This is a genomic window from Pseudomonas sp. GW821-FHT01C01, from assembly GCF_059422645.1.
Genome location: NZ_JBWKXF010000028.1, coordinates 1 through 22395, shown reverse-complemented (window position 1 = coordinate 22395; position 22395 = coordinate 1). Strand labels below are relative to the sequence as shown.

Genomic DNA, 22395 nt, shown 5'->3' with positions numbered 1-22395 from the left:
ATTGCAGAGGGTTCTTGATGAAAATGCTTCCCCTACGTGCGGCCATCGCGGCCGCGTTGCTCAGTGTCGCTGTCGGCGTTTCGGCCAAACCCCTGGTGGTTTGCACGGAAGCCAGCCCTGAAGGCTTCGACATGGTCCAGTACACGACTGCAGTCACCGCCGATGCCGTGGCCGAAACCATCTTCAATCGCCTGGCGGACTTCAAGCCCGGCACTACCGAAGTGATTCCGGCGCTGGCCGAATCCTGGGACATCAGCGATGACGGCCTGAGCTACACGTTCCATCTGCGTAAAGGCGTCAAGTTCCACACCACCGAATACTTCAAGCCGACCCGCGACATGAATGCCGACGACGTGGTCTGGAGCTTCCAGCGCCAACTGGACCCGAATCATCCGTGGCACAAGCTGTCGAGCGTAGGCTTCCCGTACTTTGAAAGCATGGGCTTCAAGGAACTGCTGAAAAACGTCGAGAAAGTCGACGACAACACGGTCAAGTTCACCCTGACCCGTCGCGAAGCGCCGTTCCTGGCCGACATTGCCATGGCGTTCTCCTCGATCTACCCGGCCGAGTACGCCGACCAGTTGCTCAAGGCCAACAAGACCGGCGACCTGAACAACAAGCCAGTCGGCACCGGTCCGTTCGTCTTCCAGCGCTACAACAAGGACGCTCAGGTTCGCTTCAAGGCCAACCCGGAGTACTTCCGTGGCAAGCCACCGGCTGATGCGCTGATCCTGGCCATCGCCACCGACAACAACGTGCGCCTGCAGAAGCTCAAGGCCAACGAGTGTCAGGTCGCGCTGTATCCAAAACCGGATGACATTCCGAGCATCAAGAAAGACGACAAGCTGAAAGTCGATGAACTGAATGCAATGACCGTCTCGTACGTCGCCATGAACACCACGCACAAGTACATGAGTGACGTACGGGTGCGCAAAGCCATCGACATCGCCTTCGACAAAGAGGCGTACGTCAATGCGTTGTTCGGCAAGGGCAATGCAACGGCCGGGGTCAACCCGTACCCGGACACCCTGCTGGGCTACAACCACAGCCTGAAGAACCCGGCCCATGACCTGGACAAGGCTCGCGCCCTGCTCAAGGAAGCCGGCGTACCGGAAGGCACCACGTTCACCCTGTTCACCCGCAACGGCGGCGGTCCGACCAACCCGAACCCGATGCTCGGCGCGCAGATGATGCAAGCCGACCTGGCCAAGGTCGGGATCAAGATCGACATCCGCGTGATGGAATGGGGCGAAATGCTCAAACGCGCCAAAAACGGCGAGCACGACATGGTTTCCGCCGGATGGGCGGGCGATAACGGCGACCCGGATAACTTCCTGACGCCTATGCTCAGTTGTGAAGCGGCCAAGAACGGAGAAAACTACGCCCGCTGGTGCAATGACAAGTTCCAGGCGCTGATCGACCAGGCCCGGGAAAAAACCGATCCGGCCGAGCGTGCAGCGCTCTACGAACAGGCCCAGGTTATTTTTAACCAGGACCAGCCATGGATCAGCATGGCGCACACTAGAATGTTTACCGCAATGCGCAACAACGTAGAGGGCTACCAAATTAGCCCCCTCACCACGAATAACTTCGCCACCACCCAGGTGAAGTAGATAAGAAAACTCCCGGCATGCCTGACCCCAGGCCTGCCGGGCACGCCTAACCGGCTGATGAGGTACACCTTACGATGTTTAGTTTTATTGCCCGCCGACTGGGATTACTGATCCCCACGTTTTTCGGCATCACCTTGCTGACATTCGCGTTGATTCGCATGATCCCTGGCGACCCCGTGGAAGTCATGATGGGCGAACGCAGAGTCGACCCGGAAATGCACGCTCAGGCAATGGAACGCCTAGGTCTGAACAAACCCCTGTATGCCCAGTACCTGGATTACATCGGCAAACTGGCCCACGGCGATCTCGGTGAATCCCTGCGAACCCGTGAAAGCGTCTGGTCCGAATTCACTTCCCTGTTCCCCGCGACCCTGGAACTGTCCTCGGCCGCCCTGTTGTTCGCCGGCGTCCTGGGCCTTCTGGCCGGGGTGATCGCGGCACTCAAGCGAGGGTCCCTGTTCGACCATGGGGTGATGGGTGTCTCCCTGGCGGGATACTCGATGCCGATCTTCTGGTGGGGCCTGATCCTGATCATGTTCTTCTCGGTAAGCCTGGGCTGGACCCCGGTATCCGGGCGGATCGACCTGCTCTATGACATCGAGCCACGCACCGGCTTCATGCTGATCGATACCCTGCTGGCCAACGAGCCGGACGCCTTCTTCGACGCCCTGCACCACCTGATCCTGCCGGCCATCGTGCTCGGCACCATTCCGCTGGCAGTGATCGCGCGGATGACCCGTTCGTCGATGCTCGAAGTGCTGCGTGAAGACTACATCCGCACCGCCAAGGCCAAGGGCCTGTCGCCGGCACGCGTGGTGTTCGTGCACGGCCTGCGCAACGCGCTGATTCCGGTACTGACGGTGGTCGGCCTGCAAGTCGGCACCCTGCTGGCCGGTGCGGTCCTGACCGAAACCATTTTCTCCTGGCCCGGCATCGGCAAATGGCTGATCGAAGCCATTGGCGCCCGGGACTATCCCGTCGTGCAAAACGGCATCCTGTTAATCGCCTGCCTGGTGATTGTGGTCAACTTCGTAGTGGACATCCTCTACGGCTTTGCCAACCCACGCATCCGTCATCAGCGCTGAGATCATGACCATGACCACTCCAATTCCATCGGTAGCAGTCGATCAAAGCCTGCTGTACCCGTCTCCGTACAAAGAATTCTGGCAAGCGTTCTCCAAGAACAAAGGTGCCGTCGCCGGCCTGATGTTCATGCTGCTGGTGATTTTCTGCGCCATCTTCGCCCCTTGGGTCGCGCCGCATAACCCGAGCGAGCAGTACCGCGACTTCCTGCTGACACCGCCGGCCTGGCTGGAAAGCGGGCAACTGCAATTCCTGCTGGGGACCGATGAACTCGGTCGCGACCTGCTGTCGCGTCTGATCCACGGTTCGCGCCTGTCCTTGATGATCGGCTTGTCGTCGGTGGTCATGTCGCTGATTCCGGGCATCCTGCTGGGTCTGTTCGCCGGGTTCTTCCCGCGCGTGCTCGGCCCGACCATCATGCGCCTGATGGACATCATGCTGGCCCTGCCGTCCCTGCTGCTGGCCGTGGCGATTGTCGCCATCCTCGGCCCTGGCCTGATCAACACCGTGATCGCCATCGCCGTGGTGTCCCTGCCGTCCTACGTTCGCCTGACCCGCGCGGCGGTGATGGGCGAGTTGAACCGCGACTACGTGACCGCCGCGCGTCTGGCCGGTGCGGGCCTGCCACGCCTGATGTTCGTTACCGTGCTGCCTAACTGCATGGCGCCGCTGATCGTTCAGGCGACCCTGAGCTTCTCGTCGGCGATCCTCGATGCCGCCGCACTGGGCTTCCTCGGCCTTGGCGTACAACCGCCAACCCCTGAGTGGGGCACCATGCTGGCTTCGGCCCGCGACTACATCGAACGCGCCTGGTGGGTGGTGAGCCTGCCTGGTCTGACCATTTTGCTCAGCGTGCTGGCAATCAACTTGATGGGTGACGGCCTGCGCGACGCGCTGGACCCGAAACTCAAGAACGCCGCCTGAGGAGATTCCCATGTCACTGCTAGAAATCAAGAATCTCAATGTTCGCTTCGGCGACAAAAACGCCACGCCAGTGGTCGATGGCCTCGACCTGAAAGTGGACAAGGGCGAAGTATTGGCCATCGTTGGCGAATCGGGTTCCGGCAAGTCCGTGACCATGATGGCGCTGATGGGCCTGATCGAGCATCCGGGGATCGTCACCGCTGACGCCCTGAATTTCGATGGCAAGAACATGCTCAAGCTCAACAATCGCCAGCGTCGGCAGATCGTCGGTAAAGACCTGTCCATGGTCTTCCAGGATCCGATGACCGCGCTGAACCCGAGCTACACCGTCGGTTTCCAGATTGAAGAAGTGCTGCGCCTGCACCTGAAAATGTCCGGCAAGGCTGCCCGCAAGCGCGCCATCGAACTGCTGGAAAAAGTTGAAATCCCGGGTGCCGCCAGCCGTATGGACGCCTACCCGCATCAACTGTCCGGCGGCATGAGCCAGCGCGTCGCGATTGCCATGGCGATTGCCGGCGAGCCGAAACTGCTGATCGCAGATGAACCGACCACGGCGCTGGACGTGACCATTCAGGCGCAGATCATGGACCTGCTGCTGGCGTTGCAGAAAGAGCAGAACATGGGCCTGGTGCTGATTACCCACGACCTCGCCGTCGTGGCCGAAACCGCCCAGCGCGTGTGCGTGATGTACGCCGGCCAAGCGGTTGAAGTGGGCCAGGTGCCGCAACTGTTCGACATCCCGGCGCACCCATACAGCGAAGCGCTGCTCAAGGCGATTCCGGAACACAGCCTGGGTGCCACGCGCCTGTCGACCCTGCCGGGCATCGTTCCCGGTCGTTACGACCGTCCACAGGGTTGCCTGCTGTCGCCGCGCTGCCCGTACGTGAAAGACAACTGCCGCCAGCAACGTCCGGCCCTTGACCAGAAAAGCAACAGCCTCGCTCGCTGCTTCTACCCGCTGAACCAGGAGGTGGCGTAATGGCCGTCGTTCTTACCGCCCGCGACCTGACCCGTCACTACGAGGTGTCCCGAGGCCTGTTCAAGGGTCACGCCACCGTGCGCGCCCTCAACGGCGTGTCGTTCGAACTGGAAGCCGGCAAGACCCTCGCTGTCGTCGGCGAGTCGGGCTGCGGCAAATCCACCCTGGCCCGTGCCCTGACCCTGATCGAAGAGCCGTCCTCCGGCTCCTTGAAAATCGCCGGCCAGGAAGTCGCCGGCGCCGACAAGGCCCAGCGCAAGCAACTGCGCAAAGACGTGCAGATGGTGTTCCAGAGCCCGTACGCTTCGTTGAACCCTCGGCAAAAAGTCGGCGATCAGCTTGCAGAGCCATTATTGATCAACACCAACCTGAGCGCTGCGGAACGTCGCGAGAAAGTCCAGGCGATGATGAAGCAGGTGGGCTTGCGTCCCGAGCACTACCAGCGTTATCCGCACATGTTCTCCGGCGGTCAGCGCCAGCGGATCGCCCTGGCCCGGGCGATGATGCTGCAACCGAAAGTGCTGGTGGCGGACGAACCGACCTCGGCGCTGGACGTATCGATTCAGGCGCAGGTGCTCAACCTGTTCATGGATTTGCAGCAAGAGTTCAACACCGCCTACGTGTTCATCTCCCACAACCTGGCGGTGGTACGCCACGTTGCCGACCATGTGATGGTGATGTACCTCGGTCGCCCGGTGGAAATGGGCACGAAAGAGGACATTTACTCCCGTCCCCTGCACCCCTACACCCAAGCGCTGCTGTCGGCGACGCCGGCCATCCACCCGGATCCGGACAAACCGAAAATCAAGATCGTCGGCGAATTGCCCAACCCGCTGAACCCGCCGTCCGGCTGCGCTTTCCACAAGCGCTGCCCGTACGCCACCGAGCGTTGCAGTACTGAAGAGCCGGCCCTGCGCCTGCTCGACGGCCGCCAGGTGGCGTGCCACTACGCCGAGCAATTCCTCGACGGCGCGGCATAAAAATGTGGGAGTAGGCTTGCTCGCGAAGGCGTCATTCCAGTCAACATCAACGTCGACTGACAGACCGCTTTCGCGAGCAAGCCCGCTCCCACAGGTAACGCGTTAACCAAACCCCTTCTACTTCGATTGCGCATCGGTCTGGTAGAGGGGGTTTTCTTTTGTCTGTGGCTTACGTCTGGCTGTCGCCTTCCTCTTCATCATCGGAGTCCGGCTCGTCGGTGGTCGAGTCATCATCGTTGCCGGCACCACCCTGCCCCTTATCGCCCGGCTCCGATTCGGATTTGGCGAGCATAAACCCCGCGTAACCCGCTTGCCCGCTCGAAGCCTGCTCCCCGTGATCGATACACTCGGCCCACGCCATCGAAGTTCCGAGCGAGAGCATCACCAACACCTTCAACAGCAGTAAAACGCGAAACAACCTGTTCATAGCCGATTCCTTCCTTTCGTAGAGTGCCTGTCTGGTGCTGAGTGAAATCTAGTTCCGATCAGCCGTGTTCTCCAGATTGGACGCTATCGAGCGGGGGGAAATACAGAGGGTTGGGAGACTGGTTTTGAATAGGGATTATTCCCAATTCAACTAACACCGAAGCACCCTGTAGGAGCGAGCTTGCTCGCGATGGCCGTTAACGATGACGCGCACTCTGGATAAACGCGGCGCACTTGAGATCATCGCGAGCAAGCTCGCTCCTACAGGGAATTGCGCCAGGCAACAAAAAGCCCCGAGGCTTTCGCGTCGGGGCTTTTTGATTTTGCAACTCAGCGCTTAATGATGCTCGCGCGTCGCACGGAATTTCACGTCCGGCCAGCGCTCTTCCATCAGTGCCAGGTTGACCCGCGTCGGCGCGAGGTAGGTCAGGTGACCGCCGCCGTCCAGTGCCAGGTTTTCCACAGCCTTGTTGGAGAATTCCTCAAGCTTCTTCTTGTCGCTGCATTCGATCCAGCGTGCGGAGTAAACAGTGATCGGCTCGTAGGAGCACTCGACCTTGTATTCCTCTTTCAAACGGCTGGCGACCACATCGAACTGCAGCACGCCGACGGCGCCGAGGATGATGTCGTTGCTGCGCTCCGGGAAGAACACCTGGGTCGCGCCTTCTTCGGCCAGTTGCTGCAGGCCCTGGCGCAGTTGCTTGGATTTCAGCGGATCTTTCAGACGTACGCGACGGAACAGTTCCGGGGCGAAGTGCGGGATGCCGGTGAAGCCCAGGACTTCGCCTTCGCTGAAGGTGTCGCCGATCTGGATGGTGCCGTGGTTGTGCAGGCCGATGATGTCGCCGGCAAACGCTTCTTCCAGTTGCTCACGCTCGGAGGAGAAGAAGGTCAGCGCGTCGCCGATCCGCACGTCCTTGCCGGTGCGCACGTGACGCATCTTCATGCCTTTTTCGTACTTGCCCGAGCAGATACGCATGAAGGCGATGCGGTCGCGGTGTTTCGGGTCCATGTTTGCCTGGATCTTGAAGATAAAGCCCGAGAACTTCTCTTCCACCGGCTCCACGGTGCGCTCGTTGGCCACCCGAGCCAACGGGCGCGGAGCCCAATCAACGACGGCGTCGAGGACGTGGTCTACACCGAAGTTGCCGAGTGCCGTACCGAAAAACACCGGGGTCAGTTGACCGTCGAGGAATTCCTGCTGGTTGAACTCGTGGCAGGCACCCTGCACCAGCTCAAGCTGTTCGAGGAAACGTTCGTACTCGTCGCCCAGATGCGCACGGGCTTCATCGGAGTCGAGCTTTTCGATGATCTTGGTTTCGGTGCGCTCGTGGCCGTGACCGGCGGTGTACACGATGATGTAGTCATCGGCGAGGTGATACACGCCTTTGAAGTCACGGTAGCAACCGATCGGCCAGGTGATCGGCGCAGCCTTGATCTTCAGGACGGCTTCGATTTCGTCGAGCAGTTCGATCGGGTCGCGGATGTCACGGTCGAGTTTGTTGATGAAGCTGACGATCGGCGTATCACGCAGACGGCAGACGTCCATCAGGGCGATGGTCCGTGGCTCTACACCTTTACCGCCGTCGAGAACCATCAACGCCGAGTCCACCGCCGTCAGGGTACGGTAGGTATCTTCGGAGAAGTCTTCGTGGCCCGGGGTGTCGAGCAGGTTGATCATGTGCTCGCGATACGGGAACTGCATGACCGACGTGGTAATGGAAATACCCCGCTGCTTTTCCATTTCCATCCAGTCGGAGGTGGCATGGCGGTCGGACTTTCGGGATTTCACCGTACCGGCAATAGCAATAGCCTTGCCCATCAGCAAGAGTTTCTCGGTGATGGTGGTTTTACCGGCATCGGGGTGGGAAATAATGGCGAAAGTGCGGCGTTTCGCGACTTCGGCGGCCTGTTTGGTCATGGGAAATCGCCTGGCAGGTGATTCAAAAAAGGGCGGCGAGTATAGCCCAAATCGCGACCTCCGGACCACCGTTCGCCCGTAGCAGCTGCCGAGCCCGCGAGGCTGCGTCCGGCGGCGCAGCCGTCGCAAAACCAGAACTTGCGGTGTATCGGCAGACCTTGTTTGCCGACTCTACGACGGCTGTGCCGCCGGACGCAGCCTCGCGGGCTCGGCAGCTGCTACGGGAGTCGAGGTGCGACGACAGGTGGCCAAATAATGTTGGATTGGGGAACCTTTTAGAACGCGGAGACGTCCACTCCCCCGTTACGACCACTCGTCGGGGGCCTGAAACAGCTGCAATTCAGCCTGACGAGGCTGTGCTCATGGCTCGCTTTCACGCCGCATTGCCGGCCTGAACGAGCTGCTTCTCGCGAACATTTTTTCGGCAGCCACGTAAGGCATTGCCAGTGTTCGCCGACTGAAAAAAGGAGTCCGCCTGTGGCTATCCACTATGGCAAAGGGCTGATAGGAGGCGCGCTGGTAATCGCCCTTCTGGCCCTGCTGGTCCACTGGATCGGCATCAACACGATCGAACATTACCGCGACGATTTGTTGTTTTACCTGCAAGCTCATCTGATTCTCGTCCTCGCTTCCATGCTGGCCGCCCTTGTCGTGGGCATTCCTGCCGGCATCCTCCTCAGCCGCCCGTCCATGGTCGGCCGCGCCGAACGCTTCATGCAGTTCTTCAATATCGGTAACACCGTGCCACCACTGGCCGTGCTCGCGATTGCGCTGGGCATCCTCGGCATCGGCAGTGGCCCGGCGATCTTCGCCTTGTTCCTCGCTTCCTTGTTGCCGATCGTGCGCAACACCTACGAAGGCCTGAAAAACGTCCAGGGTTCCCTGAAAGAAGCGGCGGTCGGCATCGGCATGACCCCGCGCCAGGTGCTGTGGAAAGTCGAACTGCCGAACGCCGTGCCGATCATCATCGGTGGCGTGCGCGTGGCGTTGGCGATCAACGTCGGGACGGCGCCGCTGGCGTTCCTGATCGGCGCCAACAGTCTTGGCAGCCTGATTTTCCCAGGCATTGCCTTGAACAATCAGCCGCAGTTGCTGCTCGGCGCCGCGTGTACCGCGTTGCTGGCCCTGCTGCTCGACGGCCTGGTGACCCTCGCCAGCCGCCTCTGGCTCGAACGCGGCCTGCGCCCGTCTTAAGCCCCGGCAAAGGAATCGTCATGAAAACATCAAGCTTATTACTAGGCTGCGTTCTGCTGTGCGCAGGATTTGCCCAGGCCGCGGAAAAACCGCTTATCCGCATCGGCGCCCGGGTGTTCACCGAACAGACCCTGCTCGCGGAAATCACCGCTCAATACCTGCGCAGCAAAGGTTATGACGCTCAGGTCACCGGCGGCCTCGGTAGCAACCTGGCCCGCAGTGCCCAGGAAAGCGGGCAACTGGACATGGTCTGGGAATACACCGGCGTGTCCCTGGTTTCCTACAACCATGTGACGGAAAAACTCGACAGCCAACAGTCACTGGCGCGGGTCACTGAACTGGACGCGAAGAAAGGCCTGGCCTGGCTCTCGCCGTCGAAATTCAGCAACACCTATGCACTGGCGCTGCCGGCGAACATCGCCGCCGAGTACCCGCAGGTCCACACCATCAGTGACCTCGATCGCACATTGCGCGCCGAGGCCAAGGACAATCCGCTGGTGGCTCTGGACACCGAGTTTGCCAATCGCTCCGACGGTCTGGCCGGCATGGTCGAGCTCTACGGCATGGACCTGACCCGCAAAAACATCCGCCAGATGGACGCCGGTCTGGTCTACACCGCCCTGCGCAACGGCCAGGTGTTTGCCGGTCTGGTCTACACCACCGACGGACGCTTGAGCGCGTTCAAGCTCAAGTTGCTGGCAGACGACAAACACTATTTCCCCGACTACACCGCCGCGCCGGTCGTGCGCCAAACGTACCTCGATGCGCATCCGCAACTGGCAGCCCAGCTCAAGCCGCTGGCGGACCTGTTCGATGACGAAACCATGCGCCAGCTCAACGCCCGGGTCGATGTCGATCATCAAAGCCCTTCATCCGTTGCCGCAGATTTCCTGCGCCAGCATCCCTTGAACTGAGGAGGAGACGACATGGATTTTCTCAACGCCTTTTCCCATCTCGACTGGGCGCAAGTGCTGCACCTGACCTGGCAACACATCACCCTGGTCGGCGTCGCCGTGAGCCTGGCGATTCTGGTCGGCGTGCCGCTGGGCATTCTGATGACGCGGTTCCCGACCCTGGCAGGTCCCCTGCAAGCCAGCGCCACGGTGCTGCTGACCATCCCGTCGATTGCGCTGTTCGGCCTGTTGTTGCCGGTGTACTCGATATTCGGCCAGGGCCTGGGGCCGATGCCGGCGATCACGGCGGTGTTTCTCTATTCGCTGCTGCCGATCATGCGTAACACCTACCTCGCGCTGACCAGCGTCGAACCGGGCATCCGCGAAGCCGCGCGCGGTATTGGCATGACCTTCGGCCAGCGCCTGTGCCGGGTCGAACTGCCCATCGCTGTGCCGGTGATCCTCGCCGGTGTGCGCACCGCCGTGGTCATGAACATCGGCGTCATGACCATCGCCGCCACCATCGGCGCCGGAGGCCTCGGCGTACTCATCCTCGCTTCCATCAGCCGCAGCGACATGTCGATGCTGATCGTCGGCGCCGTGCTGGTCAGTGTGCTGGCGATCATCGCCGACCTCTTTCTGCAAGTGCTGCAACGCTCGTTGACTCCAAAAGGATTACTCAAATGATCGAACTTCAAAACCTCAGCAAGACCTTCCAAAGCAACGGCAAAGATGTGAAAGCCGTGGACTCGGTGAGCCTGACCGTCAATGAAGGCGAAATCTGTGTGTTCCTCGGACCCTCGGGTTGCGGCAAAAGCACCACGCTGAAAATGATCAACCGCCTGATCAAACCGACCTCGGGCAAGATCCTGATCAATGGCGAAGACACCACTGGTCTCGACGCAGTGACGCTGCGCCGCAATATCGGTTACGTGATCCAGCAGATTGGCCTGTTCCCGAACATGACCATCGAAGAGAACATTGTGGTGGTGCCAAAGCTGCTCGGTTGGGACAAGCACAAATGCCACGACCGCGTCCGCGAGTTGATGAGCATGATCAAGCTTGAACCCAAGCAATATTTGCATCGCTATCCGCGGGAATTGTCCGGTGGCCAGCAGCAGCGGATCGGCGTGATTCGCGCACTGGCGGCAGATGCGCCGTTGCTGTTGATGGACGAACCGTTCGGCGCCGTCGATCCGATCAACCGCGAAATGATCCAGAACGAATTCTTCGAGATGCAGCGGGCGCTGAACAAGACCGTGATCATGGTCAGCCATGACATCGACGAGGCGATCAAGCTCGGCGACAAGATCGCGATCTTCCGCGCCGGCAAGCTGCTGCAGATCGATCACCCGGACACCTTGCTCGCGCATCCGGCGGACGAGTTTGTCAGCAACTTCGTCGGCCAGGACAGCACACTCAAGCGTCTGCTGTTGGTAAAAGCCGAAGACGCGGCGGACAACGCGCCCTCCGTCAGCCCGCAAACCCCGGTGGCCGAAGCGCTGGAGTTGATGGACGAGCACGACCGACGCTACGTGGTGGTCACTTGTGCCGAGAACAAAGCCCTGGGTTACGTACGACGTCGCGACCTGCACCGCCAGACCGGCACCTGCGCGCAGTACCAACGCGAGTTCAACGCCACGGCGGCGTACGACGAACATCTGCGCATCCTGCTGTCGCGCATGTACGAGTTCAATCGTGCGTGGTTGCCGGTGATGGATGCCGAGCGGGTGTTTTTGGGTGAGGTGACACAGGAGTCGATTGCGGCGTACCTGAGTTCCGGACGTTCGCGGGGGATGAAAACCAGCATCGTATCGCCAGCCGAAGCAATCGCCGGTTAAGCCCGTAAACCTGTAGGAGCCGGCTTGCCGGCGATGGCGGTGGACCAAACGATATGGATTTCGCCTGCCAGATCGCTTTCGCCGGCAAGCCGGCTCCTACAAAGGTCGATTCCGGCGTTTTTTTTTGCGATGGACAGGTCGGAAAAAAATATCAACACACGCAGGGACAGAAGGCATTCAGAAACGCTTGATGCAAAAGCCCAAACAACTCCCGAAATGACCTTTTCGCAGCCAACTTCGCCGAAGTTGACGCTATCGCACTTCCTGGCGATCTAGCGCACAAAAGCGTCGAACGTGCAGGTATTTTTAACACTTCACAAATCCTGGGGAACATCCGACTGTCATCTGAGTCGGTTACAAAGAGTGATGCTCGTAACGCGCGTCAGAAGAGTGCAAAAACGCGACATTTTTTGTTGATCTCAGGCCCCTCACGCCCTAAAGTTCGCGCCGAACGTCCATGCTGGAAACGATCCATCCGGCTCAAGTACTGACGACGAGACAGCAAGGCCAAGGGCGCAGCGCTCCCATGGCCTTTTTGCTTTCGGCGACATGCCTTGGGAAGTAGGCGAACCAAAGTGGGGATACGGAGGACGTTCATTTGCACCCATTGATTAACAACGTTTGCCTTTAGGAGCTCCCAGGTATGTCGATCCAGGTCGAAGACTATTTCGCGCGCGAAACCTTTCAGAAAATGAAGGCGTTCGCCGACAAACAGGAAACCCCGTTCGTGGTGATCGACACCGCGATGATCGCCCAGGCCTATGACGACCTGCGCGCCGGTTTCGAATTCGCCAAGGTCTACTACGCGGTCAAGGCCAACCCGGCCGTCGAAATCATCGACCTGCTCAAAGAGAAAGGTTCGAGCTTCGACATCGCCTCGATCTACGAGCTGGACAAAGTGCTCGATCGCGGCGTCAGCGCCGACCACATCAGCTACGGCAACACCATCAAGAAATCCAAGGACATCCGCTACTTCTACGAGAAGGGCGTGCGCCTGTTTGCCACCGACTCCGAAGCCGACCTGCGCAACATCGCCAAGGCCGCCCCTGGGGCAAAAGTTTACGTACGCATCCTGACCGAAGGCTCGACCACCGCCGACTGGCCGTTGTCGCGCAAATTCGGCTGCCAGACCGACATGGCCATGGACCTGCTGATCCTTGCTCGCGACCTGGGCCTGGTGCCTTACGGCATCTCGTTCCACGTCGGCTCGCAGCAGCGCGACATCAGTGTCTGGGACGCAGCGATCGCCAAGGTCAAAGTGATCTTCGAACGCCTGAAGGAAGAAGACGGCATTCACCTGAAGCTGATCAACATGGGCGGCGGCTTCCCGGCCAACTACATCACCCGCACCAACAGCCTGGAAACCTACGCGGAAGAAATCATCCGCTTCCTGAAAGAAGACTTCGGTGATGACTTGCCGGAAATCATCCTCGAGCCAGGCCGTTCGCTGATCGCCAACGCCGGCATCCTGGTCAGCGAAGTGGTGCTGGTCGCGCGCAAATCCCGTACCGCGGTAGAGCGTTGGGTGTACACGGATGTGGGCAAGTTCTCCGGCCTGATCGAAACCATGGACGAAGCCATCAAGTTCCCGATCTGGACCGAGAAGAAGGGCGAGATGGAAGAAGTGGTCATCGCCGGCCCGACCTGCGACAGCGCCGACATCATGTACGAGAACTACAAGTACGGCCTGCCGCTGAACCTGGCTATCGGTGATCGCCTGTACTGGCTGTCGACCGGCGCGTACACCACCAGCTACAGCGCCGTCGAGTTCAATGGCTTCCCGCCGCTGAAATCGTTCTACGTGTAAATACATCACGCAGAAATCAAAAAGCCCATGACGCGTCATGGGCTTTTTTGTGCTTGCGATTTGTAGGAGCTGGCTTGCCAGCGAAGGTGGTAAATAATGACGCGTTTCTACAGGCTGAATGCGGTGTTCTTTAGCTCATCGCCGGTAAGCCAGCTCCTACAGAAGGGCTGTGTTCCTGCTCGAGTTGAGCAGTGCGCTCGAGGTATTCGTTCGCCACAGCACGGATTTGCGGATCGATCGCGCTCATCAACGTCTCACTCGCCACCCGCAGGAAACTCAGATTTCCTCCTGTCAGCGCCTTGTGCAGCCACACCAACGCACCATCGACATTTCCTTCATCAGCCAATACCGCCGCATAACTGAACTGCCCGCGAAAATCCCCGCCCTCGGCCGAACGCCGATACCAGTCGCGGGCCCCGCGCAAATCCATGGGGCACACCCGCCCTTCTTCCAGATATCGCCCCAGCAGGTTCATCGACTTGGCATGGCCCAAGTGTGCTGCGCGTTGATAGAAGCTGAACGCCAGCGCTTGATCCTTGTTTACCCCGCGCCCGGTGGCGAGCAGATTGGCGTAGTTGTACATCGCCCAATCCAGTCCGGCCTGCGCCGCGACTCGATAATGCCGCGCCGCAAGCGATGCATCGGCAACACAACCCCAGCCATGTTCGTGACAACGGCCGAGCATGTTGCGCGCCATCAGGTGTCCCTGGCGCGCAGCGATACCGAACCAGCTCAGCGCCAGCGGTTGGTCCTGCGCGATACCCTGGCCGTCGAGCAGAATCTGCCCGAGCAAGGCCTGGGCTTCGACCTCACCCTCACGTGCGGCGATCAGGATGGCCTGGGCCGCGCGGGCCGGACTTTCGTCAAGCATGGAGCGCAGGCGCTCACCGTCGAGCATTTCCTCGCGGCGTAAACGAAAGTCCGCCACTTACACCTCGACCCAGCGACGCAACAGGTTGTGATAGGTGCCGGTCAGGCGGATCAGCGATGGATGATCAGGCACATCGCGGGTCAGTTGCTGGATGGCCCCGTCCATCTCGAACAATAGGGCGCGCTGGCTGTCTTCGCGCACCAGGCTTTGAGTCCAGAAAAACGAGGCGAATCGCGTTCCGCGCGTCACTGCGTTGACCTTGTGCAGGCTGGTGCCGGGGTACAGCACCATGTCGCCGGCAGGCAGCTTCACCCGCTGGGTGCCGAAAGTGTCCTGGATTTCCAGCTCGCCGCCGTCGTAATCCTCGGGCTCGCTGAAGAACAGCGTGGCGGACAAATCCGTGCGCACCCGCTCGATGCCGCCTTTGGGCTGTCGAACTGCGTTGTCGATATGGAAATCGAAACTGCCGCCGGCGGTGTAACAGTTCAGCAGCGGAGGAAAGACTTTGTGCGGTAACGCTGCCGACATGAACAGCGGATTTTTCCACAGCCGTTCCAGCATTGCCGCGCCGATCTCCTTGGCCAGCGGGTGGCCTTCCGGCAGCTGCAAATTGTGCTTGGCCTTTGCCGATTGGTAGCCCGCGGTGATTTTGCCATCGGCCCAATCGGCCTGTTCCAGGGCCTCGCGAATGCGCTGCACCTCGTCTTTTTCGAACAGACCTGGAATGTGCAGCAGCATGACAAAGACACCTGAAAACAAAGGGGCGCCAATGGTATTGATTCTTATTGCCCATGTAAAACCCAACAGACGAACGAGACAGCAAAAACCGTAAGGGTAAATTGTAAAGAATGTAAATTCAGCGCGAATAGTAATATTTCGCAATTGATACAAATACGTGTTTACCCTATATTCCGCCGCCTCAAATCCTTGGGGAGGGGAATTCAAATGTCACGTCAACAACCACAAGTACCGGTCAGCTCACCACGTCTGCTTGCATCGGCCATCGGCATGGCGATTACTGCCGGCTCTGCGGGCCACATGGTTTTCGCGGCGGAAAAAACCGACGGGAAAGCACCGGACAATGTGATTTCGCTGGGCGCCACCGCCATCACCGGCGAAGCCCGGGACGAGACGACCTACAACGTAGAGAAAGCCTCCTCGCCCAAGTACACCGCGCCGCTGATCGACACGCCGCGCTCGGTGACCGTTGTTCCGCAACAAGTCCTGAAAGACACCGGCTCGCTCAACCTGCAGGATGCGCTGCGCACTGTTCCAGGTATCACCTTCGGTGCCGGTGAAGGCGGCAACCCGCAAGGCGATCGCCCTTTCATCCGCGGCTTCGACGCCCAGGGCGACACCTATCTGGACGGCGTGCGCGATACCGGTTCCCAGAGCCGCGAGATCTTCGCCGTTGAATCGATTGAAGTCAGCAAAGGCCCGAACTCTGCGATCGGCGGCCGTGGTGCTGCTGGCGGCAGCATCAACCTGGTCAGCAAAAAGGCTCACTTGGGCAATTCGCTCGATGGTGGTTTCACCTGGGGCTCCGACCAGACCCAGCGCTACACCTTCGATGGCAACTACCAGTTCACCGACACCGCCGCTGGCCGTCTGAACCTGCTGAGCCACGAGAGCAACGTCGCCGGTCGTCAGAGCATCGACTACGACCGTTGGGGTGTTGCACCGTCCCTGGCCTTCGGTCTGGGTACCGATACTCGCGTCAACCTCGACTACTACCATCTCGAAAGCAACGACACGCCGGACTCGGGAATTCCGTACTCCATCCCGGTCGGTGGCTCTACAGCCCGTACCAAGGCCAACCCGGACAAGCCGAATGACGGTGGCAACAGCAGCAACTGGTATGGTCTGAACGACCGCGACTTCCGCAAGACCCGCACCGACACGGCGACCTTCGCCATCGAACACGACCTGAACGACGCGCTGACCATCAAGAACACCCTGCGTCACGGTACCAGCATGCAGGATTACATCCTGACCCAGCCGGACGACAGTAAAGGCAACGTCAACAACGGCAGCGTCTGGCGCCGCGCGAACACTCGCGTGAGCAACACCGAGACCACCACCAACCAGACCGACCTGTTTGGTGATGTCTATATCGCCGGGTTCAAGAACAGCTTCTCCACCGGTGTCGAATACACCCACGAGGAAAGTGAAAAATCCTCGTACAACGTCAACACGGACACCACCCCGGGAACAGCCGCGGTGACCACCAACTGCTCGCCGGCACTGATTGGCGCGCCAAGCGGTTACAACTGCACCTCGCTGTCCAACCCGAATCAGAATGATCCGTGGAGCGGTGCCATCTCGCGCAACTATGCAGGTACCGACACCAAGGCCAACACCTACGCACTGTATGTGTTCGACACCCTGACGTTGTCCGAACAGTGGCTGGTGAACATGGGCCTGCGCTACGACCATTTCGACACCAGCTACAAAACCTTCAACGGCTCCAGCGTGACCACGTCCAAGGGCGATGACACCAGCGAATTCGTTACCGGTCAGTTCGGCGTGGTGTACAAGCCAGCCGAAAACGGCAGCATCTATGCGTCCTACGCGACATCTGCCACGCCACCGGGCAACACCCTGGGCGAAGGTTCGGAAGGCAACCCGTTGGGTGGCACGCCGGATCGCAACGGCAACCTGCTGAAAAGCGACATGGAGCCGGAAACCACCAAGAACTACGAAATCGGTACCAAGTGGGACCTGTTGAACGATCGTCTGTCCGTGACCGCCGATATCTTCCGCACCGAGAAAGACAACGCTCGTGTGCAAACCAACACCACCACGTTTGAAAACGTCGGCAAAACCCGCGTTCAAGGTATCGAACTGTCGGCCAGCGGCAAGCTCACCGACAAGTGGCAAGTGTTCGCCGGTTACGCCTACATGGACAGCGAGCAAGTCGATGGCGGCGACCTGCCGGCAAACAAAGCCAACGATGGCAACGAACTGCCTAATACGCCGAAAAACAGCGCCAGCCTGTGGACGACTTATCAGGTCACGCCAAGGCTGACCATCGGTGGTGGCGCGTTCTATGTCGATGACGTGTTCGGCAACGTAGCCAACACCACCATGGTTGATTCCTACGTTCGTTACGACGCGATGGCGGCCTACAAGCTGAGCAAAAACGTCGACCTGCAACTGAACGTGCAGAACCTGACCGACGAAACCTACTACGACAAGGCGTTCTCGACTCACTTCGCCAACCAGGCGGCCGGTCGTACCGCTTTGCTGAGCACCAACTTCCACTTCTGATAGATGCAAAAACTGTGGGAGCGGGCTTGCTCGCGAAAGCGGTCCGTCAGCAGGCATTGACGTTGACTGACACGACGCCTTCGCGAGCAAGCCCGCTCCCACATGGAATGCGCTCGAAAGACCAGGCCCCGTTCAACTGAACGGGGCCTTTGTGCGTAAAAAAGAATGTTTCTCGACAACGCCACGGCATAATGCGCGGCGTAATGAATCAATTTGAACGAACAAGGCGAGCGACGTGTTGAAGAAAACCCTGTTCCAGTTGCACTGGTTTTTCGGCATCAGCGCCGGGCTGGTCCTGGCCCTGATGGGCATCACCGGGGCGACGGTGTCGTTTCAGGATGAAATCCTGAGCACACTCAACTCTTCTGTGTTGCAGGTCGAAAAACAGGTCGCCGGTGTGCTGCCGCCCGCCGAACTGGTAGAGCACATCGAAGCCGTGTCGGGCAAAAAAGTCTCGATGCTCACGGTGGAAACCGACAGTGGCAACGCCGCCAAAGTGTGGTTCACCCCGCCACCGGGTGAACGCCGTGGCGAGATGCGCTACTTCGATCCGTACACTGCCGAATTCCTCGGCGACGCCACCGGCCAGGACTTTTTCGGCCTGATGCTGCAACTGCACCGCTTCCTCGCCATGGGCGACACGGGTCGGCAGATCACCGGCGCGTGCACATTGATTCTGGTGTTCTTTTGTCTGTCCGGCCTGTACCTGCGCTGGCCTCGCCAGTGGAGAAGCTGGCGTGCCTGGCTGACCCTGGACTGGAAGAAAAAGGGCCGCAGCTTCAACTGGGACCTGCACTCGGTGGCCGGCACCTGGTGCCTGGTGTTTTACCTCCTGGCGGCGCTGACCGGGTTGTCGTGGTCCTACGAGTGGTACAACAAGGGCCTGACCCGGTTGCTCTCTGACTCACCGCAGAACGAACGCGTTCGTGGCGGACGTGGCCCGGCGCCGGAAGGTCCGGCACCGACGGCCGATTACTCGGCGATGTGGAGCAGCATCTACAGCGCGGCCGGTCCGCAACTCAGTTCCTATAACGTGCGCATGCCGCCAGTGGCCGGCCAACCAGCGACCGTTTACTTCCTGCTGAAAACTTCGCCCCACGACCGCGCCCTCAACCAGATCACCCTCGACCCGGCTACCGGCGTGGTCAAACGGGTTGACCGCTACAGCGACAAGAGCCTCAAGGCGCAACTGCTGACCAGCATTTATGCGCTGCACGTCGGCAGTTACTTCGGCATCGTCGGGCGCATCATCCTGACCCTCACCGCGCTGACCATGCCACTGTTTTTCGTCACCGGCTGGTTGCTGTACCTGGATCGTCGCCGCAAAAAAAACCAGGTCAAGGCAGCCCGCAAGGACCTCGTGCAAACCGCCAGCGATGCGCCGGCGTGGCTGATCGGTTTTGCCAGCCAGAGCGGGTTCGCCGAGCAACTGGCCTGGCAGACCGCCGGGCAATTGCAGGCCGCGGGCCTGCCGGTGAAAGTGCAGCCGTTGGCGGACCTCAGCGAGCAGGATTTGCGAGACTCGAACAACGCGCTGTTCGTCGTCAGTACCTTCGGTGACGGCGAAGCGCCGGACAGCGCCAGGGTTTTCGAACGCAAGGTGCTGGGCCGCACGCCAAGCCTGGAGCGCCTGAACTACGCGGTCCTCGGTCTCGGGGACCGGCAGTATCAACACTTCTGCGGATTCGCCAAACGCCTGCACACCTGGCTCGGTGAGCACGGCGGCAAGACCTTGTTCGCGCCGGTGGAAGTCGACAGCGGCGATCCATACGCCTTGCGCCACTGGCAACAGCAACTGGGCCTGCTGACCGGCCACGCGCCCGTCGACACCTGGCAAGCGCCCAGCTACGACAACTGGACACTGGCCCGTCGTGAACTGCTCAACCCGGACAGCAGCGGATCCCCTGTGTATTTGCTCGGCCTCAGCGCTCCGACTACCAGCAGTTGGCTGGCGGGCGACCTGGTGGAAGTGTTGCCGCGCAATTGCCCGTGGGCCATCGAGCATTTCCTCGACGGCCTGGGGATTCACGGTGAAACCAAGGTGCAGCTCAACGGCCTGGAGGAAACCCTCGAACAGGCCCTGGCCAGCCGCCAGTTACCGGAGAACCGCGCCCATCTGGTCGGCCTGCATGCGCAAGCGCTGGCAGAGGCCCTCGTGCCGTTGGCCATGCGCGAATACTCCATTGCGTCGATCCCGGCCGATGGCGTGCTGGAATTGATCGTGCGCCAGGAAGTGCATACCGACGGCAACCTCGGCGTCGGTTCCGGCTGGTTGACCGAACACGCACCTGTGGGCAGTTCCATCAGCCTGCGCGTACGGCGCAACAGCGGTTTCCATCTGCCGGCCCGACCGGTGCCGATGATCCTCTTGGGCAATGGCACTGGGCTGGCCGGGTTGCGCAGCCTGCTCAAGGCACGGATTGCCGACGGCCAGCAACGTCACTGGCTGCTGTTTGGCGAGCGCAATCGCGAGCACGACTACCTGTGCCGTGATGAGTTGGAAGAATGGTTGATTGCCGGCGACATCGAGCGCCTCGACCTGGCGTTTTCCCGGGACCAGGCCGAAAAGATTTACGTACAGGATCGCCTGCGTGAATCGGCGGCCGAGCTCAGGAAATGGTTGGCGGACGGTGCGGTGATCTACATCTGCGGCAGCCTCCAAGGCATGGCTTCGGGTGTGGACCAGGTGCTCAACGAAGTACTGGGCGCCGCCGAAGTGGAGCGCCTGATCGAACAGGGCCGCTACCGCCGCGACGTGTACTGATTCACTGAGTTCCCTGTGGGAGCGGGCTTGCTCGCGAAAGCGGAGTGTCAGCAAAGATGATTTCGACTGACACGACGCCTTCGCGAGCAAGCCCGCTCCCACATGGGTTCATGGGTGAATCAAACCGGCTGCAACTTCTGCTCGAACACAGACACCCCGTCCAGATCGCGCAACACCACACTCAACTCCCCGCTCTGCCCATCGATATTCACCTCGCCAAAAAACTGAAACCCGGCAAACGGCGAGACGTTCTGCGCGGGTGGCGCCTTCTCGAACACCGCTTCAGGGCCAAAGGTTTTATCCAGCGGATTAGGCCCGAAGCTGCCCGCATTCAATGGCCCGGCAACGAACTCCCAGAACGGTTCGAAATCCTGAAACGCCGCCCGATCCGGGTGGTAATGATGGGCCGCGCAGTAATGCACATCCGCGGTCAGGAACAGGAAATTGCGCACCTGCTGCGCCCGCAGAAAACCGAGCAGCTCGGCGACCTCCAGTTCACGCCCCTGGGCTGGACCGGGGTCACCGTTGGCCACCGCTTCCCAGCGCGCGACACCGGGGCTGACTTCACCATCCGGCACGCCGAGGCCAATGGGCATGTCGGCGGCGATCACTTTCCATTGCGCGTTCGAGGCCTGCATTTCGCGCTTGAGCCAGTCCAGTTGCGCACGCCCGAGGAAAGGTTTTTCTGCGCCAAGATTGTCATCGTTGGCGCCGCGATAGCTGCGCATGTCGAGCACAAACACATCGAGCAACGGCCCGTAACCAAGCTTGCGATAGATCCGCCCGCCGCCATCGGCGCTCTGCAAGCGCATCGGCGCGTATTCGAGCCAGGCCTGGCGCGCGCGGTCCACCAGGCTGTGGATATCTTTGTCCTGGTAACGCGCATCCAGCTGCTTGCCCGGCGACCAGTTGTTCACCACTTCGTGGTCGTCCCACTGCCAGATCTGCGGGACCTCGGCATTGAAGCGACGGATGTTTTCGTCCATCAAGTTGTAACGGTAATTACCGCGATACTCATCAAGGGTTTCGGCGACTTTGCTCTTCGCCTCGGTGGTGATGTTGCGCCACACCCGGCCGCCTTCGGTGGTGAGTTGTGCCGGCACGGGGCCATCGGCGTAGATGGTGTCGCCACTGTGGATAAAGAAATCCGGCAGACGCCGGCGCATCGCCTCGTAAATGCGCATGCCACCAATGTCCGGGTTGATACCGAAACCCTGGCCGACCGTGTCGCCACTCCAGACAAAACGGATGTCGCGGCGGGTCTGCGGCACGCTGCGCAAGTGACCGAACCATGGCTCGCTGGAAACGCCGCTCTGGGCGTCTTCGAACTGCACGCGATAGAAAATCGCCTGGTCGGCGGGCAGTCCGGTGAGTTCGACCCGGGCAGTGAAATCGGTGCGCGCATCGGCCAGGGGCGAGACGAATCGCCGAGGGTTGGGAAACAGGCTGCGGGTGTCCCACTCAACCACCATCCGTGCGGGGCGATCGCAGCGGCTCCAGACGATCGCCCGGTCACCCAGCAGGTCGCCGGACTGCACGCCGTCGGTGAGTTGCGGCCGATCCTTGACCGAAGCGATCACCGCCGGCGCCAGCCCCGGCAGCAGCAATCCGGCGCCGACCGCCTGCATGACACGACGGCGCCCGAGGTTGAATTCGCTCATGGTGTTCTCCCTGAAAAAGGAAAAACTTAAGCATGGCCGTGTGACCCACACATGACACACAGAGTCCGCATTTTGTAGCAGCTGGCGAAGCCTGCGTCCGGCTGCGCAGCAGTCGTAAATCCGGCTTGCACGATCTCTCTGACGTACCGCGAACTCTGATTTTACGAC

Annotated in this window: 17 protein-coding genes; 12 read left to right on the top strand and 5 right to left on the bottom strand. The window is 60.3% G+C overall.

The annotated features are described in order from the left end of the window. Window positions 1-17 precede the first annotated feature (17 nt). The 5 genes from AC07XF_RS17630 to AC07XF_RS17610 all read left to right on the top strand — a co-directional run bounded on the left by AC07XF_RS17630 (window position 18) and on the right by AC07XF_RS17610 (window position 5579). Complete coding sequence (locus AC07XF_RS17630) at window positions 18-1613, top strand: ABC transporter substrate-binding protein (protein WP_495027448.1); 1596 nt, start codon at window positions 18-20, stop codon at window positions 1611-1613. Between the two features lie 74 nt (window positions 1614-1687). Beyond that, window positions 1688-2698, top strand: coding sequence for an ABC transporter permease subunit (locus AC07XF_RS17625; RefSeq protein ID WP_495027447.1), 1011 nt, complete (start codon window positions 1688-1690; stop codon window positions 2696-2698). Between the two features lie 10 nt (window positions 2699-2708). Then, a complete protein-coding gene (locus AC07XF_RS17620; protein WP_495027446.1) occupies window positions 2709-3620 on the top strand; it encodes an ABC transporter permease subunit in 912 nt (303 codons plus the stop codon). A gap of 10 nt (window positions 3621-3630) precedes the next feature. Beyond that, window positions 3631-4599, top strand: a complete 969-nt coding sequence (locus tag AC07XF_RS17615; RefSeq protein ID WP_495027445.1) for an ABC transporter ATP-binding protein — start codon at window positions 3631-3633, stop codon at window positions 4597-4599. After that, a complete protein-coding gene (locus AC07XF_RS17610; protein WP_495027444.1) occupies window positions 4599-5579 on the top strand; it encodes a peptide ABC transporter ATP-binding protein in 981 nt (326 codons plus the stop codon). Before AC07XF_RS17615 ends, AC07XF_RS17610 begins: the two co-directional genes overlap by 1 nt. Window positions 5580-5748: 169 nt before the next feature. Here the strand turns inward: AC07XF_RS17610 and AC07XF_RS17605 are convergent, their stop codons facing one another. After that, complete coding sequence (locus AC07XF_RS17605; protein ID WP_495027443.1) at window positions 5749-6006, bottom strand: hypothetical protein; 258 nt, start codon at window positions 6004-6006, stop codon at window positions 5749-5751. 336 nt (window positions 6007-6342) lie between these two features. Next, on the bottom strand, window positions 6343-7926 hold the full coding sequence (locus AC07XF_RS17600) for a peptide chain release factor 3 (protein WP_007981495.1): 1584 nt from the start codon (window positions 7924-7926) through the stop codon (window positions 6343-6345). A 477-nt stretch (window positions 7927-8403) separates the two neighbouring features. Here AC07XF_RS17600 and AC07XF_RS17595 point away from each other — a divergent pair, with 477 nt between their 5' ends. The 5 genes from AC07XF_RS17595 (at window position 8404) to AC07XF_RS17575 (ending at window position 13661) form a co-directional block, all read left to right on the top strand. Further along, window positions 8404-9120, top strand: a complete 717-nt coding sequence (locus AC07XF_RS17595; RefSeq protein ID WP_495027442.1) for an ABC transporter permease — start codon at window positions 8404-8406, stop codon at window positions 9118-9120. Window positions 9121-9140: 20 nt separating this feature from the next. Beyond that, entirely contained in the window at window positions 9141-10034 is an 894-nt protein-coding gene (locus tag AC07XF_RS17590; protein ID WP_495027441.1) for a glycine betaine ABC transporter substrate-binding protein, read from the top strand. A 12-nt stretch (window positions 10035-10046) separates the two neighbouring features. Next, window positions 10047-10700, top strand: coding sequence for an ABC transporter permease (locus tag AC07XF_RS17585; RefSeq protein WP_495027440.1), 654 nt, complete (start codon window positions 10047-10049; stop codon window positions 10698-10700). Continuing rightward, window positions 10697-11854 carry an osmoprotectant ABC transporter ATP-binding protein OsmV gene (locus AC07XF_RS17580; protein WP_495027439.1) on the top strand — a complete coding sequence of 386 codons (1158 nt, stop codon included), beginning with the start codon at window positions 10697-10699 and terminating at the stop codon, window positions 11852-11854. The genes AC07XF_RS17585 and AC07XF_RS17580 overlap by 4 nt, the downstream gene beginning before the upstream one ends. Before the next feature lie 643 nt (window positions 11855-12497). Then, entirely contained in the window at window positions 12498-13661 is a 1164-nt protein-coding gene (locus AC07XF_RS17575; RefSeq protein WP_008000974.1) for a type III PLP-dependent enzyme, read from the top strand. A 130-nt stretch (window positions 13662-13791) separates the two neighbouring features. Here the strand turns inward: AC07XF_RS17575 and AC07XF_RS17570 are convergent, their stop codons facing one another. Further along, window positions 13792-14589 (bottom strand): tetratricopeptide repeat protein, encoded by a 798-nt coding sequence (locus AC07XF_RS17570; protein ID WP_495027438.1) that lies wholly within the window; start codon window positions 14587-14589, stop codon window positions 13792-13794. Next, complete coding sequence (locus AC07XF_RS17565) at window positions 14590-15270, bottom strand: Fe2+-dependent dioxygenase (protein ID WP_495027437.1); 681 nt, start codon at window positions 15268-15270, stop codon at window positions 14590-14592. It abuts the gene before it with no gap. A gap of 207 nt (window positions 15271-15477) precedes the next feature. On the opposite strand from AC07XF_RS17565, the gene AC07XF_RS17560 reads away from it, so the two are divergent. Together AC07XF_RS17560 and AC07XF_RS17555 are read left to right on the top strand one after the other, a co-directional pair. Beyond that, window positions 15478-17802 carry a TonB-dependent receptor gene (locus tag AC07XF_RS17560; RefSeq protein WP_495027436.1) on the top strand — a complete coding sequence of 775 codons (2325 nt, stop codon included), beginning with the start codon at window positions 15478-15480 and terminating at the stop codon, window positions 17800-17802. A 235-nt stretch (window positions 17803-18037) separates the two neighbouring features. Next, window positions 18038-20566 carry a PepSY domain-containing protein gene (locus AC07XF_RS17555; protein ID WP_495027435.1) on the top strand — a complete coding sequence of 843 codons (2529 nt, stop codon included), beginning with the start codon at window positions 18038-18040 and terminating at the stop codon, window positions 20564-20566. A gap of 119 nt (window positions 20567-20685) precedes the next feature. On the opposite strand, the gene AC07XF_RS17550 is transcribed toward AC07XF_RS17555, so the two are convergent. Further along, complete coding sequence (locus tag AC07XF_RS17550) at window positions 20686-22227, bottom strand: alkaline phosphatase D family protein (RefSeq protein WP_495027434.1); 1542 nt, start codon at window positions 22225-22227, stop codon at window positions 20686-20688. Window positions 22228-22395 lie beyond the last annotated feature (168 nt).

Bases quoted from the DNA above. Each gene is read 5' to 3' on its own strand.
- AC07XF_RS17620 (WP_495027446.1), top strand. From the start codon at position 2,709: ATGACCACTCCAATTCCATCGGTAGCAGTCGATCAAAGCCTGCTGTAC.
- AC07XF_RS17615 (WP_495027445.1), top strand. From the start codon at position 3,631: ATGTCACTGCTAGAAATCAAGAATCTCAATGTTCGCTTCGGCGACAAA.
- AC07XF_RS17590 (WP_495027441.1), top strand. From the start codon at position 9,141: ATGAAAACATCAAGCTTATTACTAGGCTGCGTTCTGCTGTGCGCAGGA.
- AC07XF_RS17600 (WP_007981495.1), bottom strand. From the start codon at position 7,926: ATGACCAAACAGGCCGCCGAAGTCGCGAAACGCCGCACTTTCGCCATT.
- AC07XF_RS17625 (WP_495027447.1), top strand. From the start codon at position 1,688: ATGTTTAGTTTTATTGCCCGCCGACTGGGATTACTGATCCCCACGTTT.
- AC07XF_RS17585 (WP_495027440.1), top strand. From the start codon at position 10,047: ATGGATTTTCTCAACGCCTTTTCCCATCTCGACTGGGCGCAAGTGCTG.
- AC07XF_RS17550 (WP_495027434.1), bottom strand. From the start codon at position 22,227: ATGAGCGAATTCAACCTCGGGCGCCGTCGTGTCATGCAGGCGGTCGGC.
- AC07XF_RS17580 (WP_495027439.1), top strand. From the start codon at position 10,697: ATGATCGAACTTCAAAACCTCAGCAAGACCTTCCAAAGCAACGGCAAA.
- AC07XF_RS17630 (WP_495027448.1), top strand. From the start codon at position 18: ATGAAAATGCTTCCCCTACGTGCGGCCATCGCGGCCGCGTTGCTCAGT.
- AC07XF_RS17560 (WP_495027436.1), top strand. From the start codon at position 15,478: ATGTCACGTCAACAACCACAAGTACCGGTCAGCTCACCACGTCTGCTT.
- AC07XF_RS17575 (WP_008000974.1), top strand. From the start codon at position 12,498: ATGTCGATCCAGGTCGAAGACTATTTCGCGCGCGAAACCTTTCAGAAA.
- AC07XF_RS17565 (WP_495027437.1), bottom strand. From the start codon at position 15,270: ATGCTGCTGCACATTCCAGGTCTGTTCGAAAAAGACGAGGTGCAGCGC.
- AC07XF_RS17610 (WP_495027444.1), top strand. From the start codon at position 4,599: ATGGCCGTCGTTCTTACCGCCCGCGACCTGACCCGTCACTACGAGGTG.
- AC07XF_RS17605 (WP_495027443.1), bottom strand. From the start codon at position 6,006: ATGAACAGGTTGTTTCGCGTTTTACTGCTGTTGAAGGTGTTGGTGATG.